5 protein-coding genes are annotated in these 4,274 nt (G+C 63.8%); 4 read left to right on the top strand and 1 reads right to left on the bottom strand.

The window, feature by feature from the left end:
* From KHO33_RS41595 to KHO33_RS41580, 4 genes are all read left to right on the top strand, one after another.
* On the top strand, window positions 1-822 hold an 822-nt coding region (locus KHO33_RS41595), incomplete at its 5' end, for a hypothetical protein (protein ID WP_211629329.1).
* Window positions 823-999: 177 nt separating this feature from the next.
* On the top strand, window positions 1,000-1,449 hold the full coding sequence (locus tag KHO33_RS42530; protein WP_234480959.1) for a hypothetical protein: 450 nt from the start codon (window positions 1,000-1,002) through the stop codon (window positions 1,447-1,449).
* Between the two features lie 3 nt (window positions 1,450-1,452).
* Window positions 1,453-2,139: a C39 family peptidase gene (locus KHO33_RS41585; RefSeq protein ID WP_200568491.1), complete on the top strand. Its 687-nt coding sequence runs from the start codon at window positions 1,453-1,455 to the stop codon at window positions 2,137-2,139.
* 8 nt (window positions 2,140-2,147) lie between these two features.
* Entirely contained in the window at window positions 2,148-3,188 is a 1,041-nt protein-coding gene (locus KHO33_RS41580) for a hypothetical protein (RefSeq protein WP_200568490.1), read from the top strand.
* 50 nt (window positions 3,189-3,238) lie between these two features.
* Here KHO33_RS41580 and KHO33_RS41575 read toward each other — a convergent pair.
* A partial coding sequence (locus KHO33_RS41575) for an acetate kinase (RefSeq protein WP_211629327.1) occupies window positions 3,239-4,274 on the bottom strand: 1,036 nt, incomplete at its 5' end.

Genomic DNA, 4,274 nt, shown 5'->3' with positions numbered 1-4,274 from the left:
GGCAACACCAACGGCGGACGGGGCGGCAATGGCGGCATCGCCGTGGGTGGCCGGGGTGGCAGTTCGGTAGCGCTCGCCGGCAGCGGCGGCAGCGGCGGCAATGGCGCAACCAGCACGGGCGGTAGTGGCGGCGGTTCGCTTGCAGTCGCCGGCAGGGGTGGCTCGGCGACCGGAACTGGCGGCTCGGGTACGGGTTCCGGCGGCGATGCCCGTGGCAGCGGCGGAGGAGCCCTCGCCGCATCGACTGGTGTAGGCGGCGACGCATCAGGCTCGGGTCGGGGGCTGGGCGGTGGTCTGGCTGATTCCGGCAACGCACGGGCCCGCTCGGGCTTTCTCGGGGGCGCGTCGGCGGCAACTGGCGCGGCAACCGCCGCAGGCGTTGGGACCGGGACCGGCACCGGCACCGGTGGCGCGGCCCTGGCAGGCGCGTCAACGGCTGCGGGCGGCGCTGGCACAGGTACCGGCGGTGCAGGAACGGGAACCGGCGCGGCAGGTACTGCTGCCGGTGGCTCAAGCGGTGCTGCCACGGCAACGGCGGGCAACGGCGGGACCGGCATTGGCGGTGCAGGTGCAGCGGGCGGCAGCGGCGGCGCAGCACTGGCAGCCGCGGCGGCCGGCGGCTCAGCTACAGGCGGTGCAGGCGCAGCAGGTGGTGATGGCGGCGCCGTCTCGGTGGATGCCGGCTCGTTCAACATGTCCAATTCGATGGCAGCCGTGGGACAGTCCGCAGCAGGCATCATGATTGCGAACCAGAACAGTGGTCTTGCTTCCATGGTGCAGCAGGCGGTGACCGTGCAGGCCAATCTGAGCGTCGGACATTAGGCGAAACGTCGGCATTGAGAAGTGTGTCATCTGCCGTGGGGCGTAACCGCTCCACGGCCAACATTGCGTCACCATGCTGGCCAGGCAGTTGCCTGAGCGCAGTACAGCACGGTGAAGTCATGCACATGGAGCATTCTGCCGGCATTGCATTGCCGCCCAGAAAACGAGGAGTCGACTATGCAAGCGCTCAAACGCATTGCGCAGTTGCTGCTGCCTGTCACAATTGGATTGCCTTGTCTGGCCGTTCATGTCTTCGGCGCTGAAGCGCCCGCATCCGGTATCGATGCCCAGGCCCCTGCGCTGGCCGCCCTTGCCGTGGCAGCGCCCGCGCAAGCCCCACCCTCCGTCGCTTCATCGTCACCGGCCCAGAGCGACGGGTTCGGCGTCGCTCTGGCAATCGGGTCTGAGGAACTTGACAGGCATCGCGGTGGCGACGCGTTAATCAGCAACATGACGCTCAACGGCTCGGTCGCCGACAACATCGCCAGCAAGGTGGCGACAGGATCGAACTCGATCAACGAGGGATCGTTCGCGAATGCGAGCGGACTGCCAACCGTGATCCAGAATTCCGGCGCCAACGTACTGATCCAGAACGCGACGATTCTTAATGTACGCTTCGGAAACTGAGCGATGAAACCGTGCGCAAAATGGCTGGTGCTCGCGTGCTCGATCTGGGTCGCGACGGCAACGGCCGATCCGATCGCCATCACAGATCCGTCTGGCGGCTACTACTCACTGCACGTGACGAGTCTGAAGGAGGCCCGCTTCAAGCGGACCATCCGACAGCAATACGATTTCAGTTGTGGATCCGCAGCCCTCGCCACATTGCTCACCTATCAATACAACACCCCGACCACCGAGCAGACGGTATTCGCAGCGATGTTTGAAAGTGGCGATCAGGACAAGATTCGCAATGAAGGGTTCTCCCTGCTCGACATCAAGCGCTATCTTGAGGCACACGGATTCCTCGCGGATGGCTATGATTTGCCGCTGGAAAAGCTTGAGCAGGCTCAAACGCCTGCGATCGTGCTGATCACTGACCATGGCTATCACCACTTCGTCGTCGTCAAGGGCGTGCGCAATGGGCGGGTCCTCGTAGGGGACCCGACCACCGGCACACGGGTCATGTCGCGGGAGAGCTTCGAGCAGAAGTGGCAGGACCGCGTGCTGTTCGTCATTCACAACAGGCATGAACAGGCGAAATTCAACGATTCGCAGGACTGGCATGTCGCACCGGAAGCGCCCCTCTATACGGGGATTTCGCGCGAGGGTCTGTTCAGTGTGGTCGTGCCGAAACTGGGCCCGGGCGAATTCTGAGGACTGCGATGAAACATCAACATCTGAAGCTCGCCGGCATCGTCACCGTGGTGTGCGGTGGGATGTCCTCCCTTGGCGCGGGTGCGGTGGGCAGCGACTCGCCGACTATCGCAACCGGGCAGATCCAGCCGATGTCGAATGCGTCGGAAGTCACTGAGGGCCGGCTGGACGCGGGAGGGCAAGATAGTTCAGCGGTGGCGCAAAACGATCTGCCCGACATCGGGGAGATCCGCGAAGTGACGGCGGTTACGCAAAGTGTGACACCCGACGTCGTGGATCCGGTGCGCCCGGTACTTGCGACGAACGACGAACTTGCTCCGGTCATGACTGCTCCACCGGATCGTTCGCCCGCGCAGGACGAGCTCTCCACCCCGGCAAACAAAGCGGGTCCAGTGGCACCGCCTGTTGTGTTTGACGACGGTCACGAGCTGAACGCTTCGGGTGCGCTGGAAAAGGTCGTTGTGCCGGTGGAGGCAAGTGTTGGATTGAACGCCGTTCACGCGGTGCATATGGCGCTCACACCCGCCCCCGGTCGTGCACAGACGGGACGCGCAGCACTGCAGCTCGGCGATACGGCCAATCTGACCTCCGCATCGGCCACGCAAAGGGATGACGCGGACCCGGCGTGGGCGTCCGCGGACGTCGTTGCGGTCAATGACAACCGCCTGGACACCATGCGCGGCGGGTTCGACCTGCCGTCCGGCCTGGTCGTGTCATTCGGTATTTCGCGGGCCGCGTTCGTCAACGGCGCACTCGTCGCTTCGACCAGCTTCAACATCCCGAACATCGCCCAGATGACGCCGCAGCAGGCACAGATGCTCGCCAGCGCCAACACTGGGGCGCTAATCCAGAACGGGCTGAACAACACCGTGCAGCCAGGCGCGCTGCCCGGGATGACGGGAGCAGTCATCCAGAACACGTTGAGCAACCAGCAGATTCAGGCGCTCACAACAATCAACACGACCGTCAATTCGCTCGCCGCATTCAAGGCGTTGAATCTCGGGCAGACGCTGAACATGGCGCTTCTGAGCGCCGTGCGTCCCCGTTAGGTTAGCGGTGGGTGGCTGGATGCAGGCGTCGTCTCGCGGTACGCGCCCATTCAGAAGGACATCGGCACGCGCAGCGTGAGAGTCAGGTCCGGTGTGTCACGCGTGAGTCCAGCGCCGATCGAAAAGTTGAGCGTGGTCTTCGGCGTCACCCGGTATGAATAACCGATCAGCAGCGTGCCGAGGATGGCACGCACCGAGCCGACCACGGTCTGGCCGTTCTGCGAGGTCGGCTGCACGATGCTCATGTCATAGCCGATACTGACCGACGCCTTCTCGTTCAGCGCGAGGCCCATGCCGACGTTGAATCCCCAGATGTCACCAGGCTGAACATTGCCGAGCGGCTCCTGCACGCCGTTGACAAGCGTGAGGCTCTCTGTCTTGCCGAAGCTGTGCAGATAGCTGAAGTTGCCGAAGAACACGACCGGGTCGGTTGGGAAGAGCCAGGTGAGACCCGGCTGGATCGCGAGGAACCCGGAGCCGGTCGGCTGCCGCAGTGGCAACCCCGTGCCGGTCGTATTGGCGATACAGGTCGTGACGCAGTCGGTCACCACGTCAAACGGACTCTTGCCCGTGGCCGTCTTGAAGCGCAGCCAGCCGACATAGTAGAACTTGTCGGGACCGCCCTCGTTGAGCTGATAACGCATGGTCATTTCGACATCGCCGATGCCGTTGCCGCTACTGCTGATCACACTGTTCGCCGCAGCGCCGGTGAAAATCTGGCGCGCCACCGTATCGTTGGTCTGGTACACATAGGGCACACGCACCTCGAATTCGAGCCGGTTCGTGATCCCGTACCGGAGGGCAACGCCGCCCGTCAGCGTAGTGGTCTTCACTTCGCTCACGTTGATGAGACCAATCAGCAGCGCAGGGATGATCGTGTAGCCGACCAGCGAGAGCTGGTTTTCAGACGAGTAGGCAAACTGGAAATACGGCTCGACCACGAGCGTATGACGCGGCGTCAGGACACCCGGCTGGTCGAAAATCGGTGCAACGGCAGGCGGGCGAGAGTCCGCTACCGGAGCCTGGCCAACAGGTTGGTTCGGCGTGGGCGAAGCGGGTTGTTGGTCCACGCTGCCCGCGTTCTGC

The sequence above is a fragment of the Paraburkholderia nemoris genome, from assembly GCF_905221015.1.
In the GTDB taxonomy this organism is placed as follows: Bacteria; Pseudomonadota; Gammaproteobacteria; order Burkholderiales; family Burkholderiaceae; genus Paraburkholderia; species Paraburkholderia nemoris.
The sequence above is the reverse complement of the archived record's forward strand: the minus strand, read 5'-3'. Positions and strand labels throughout refer to the sequence as shown.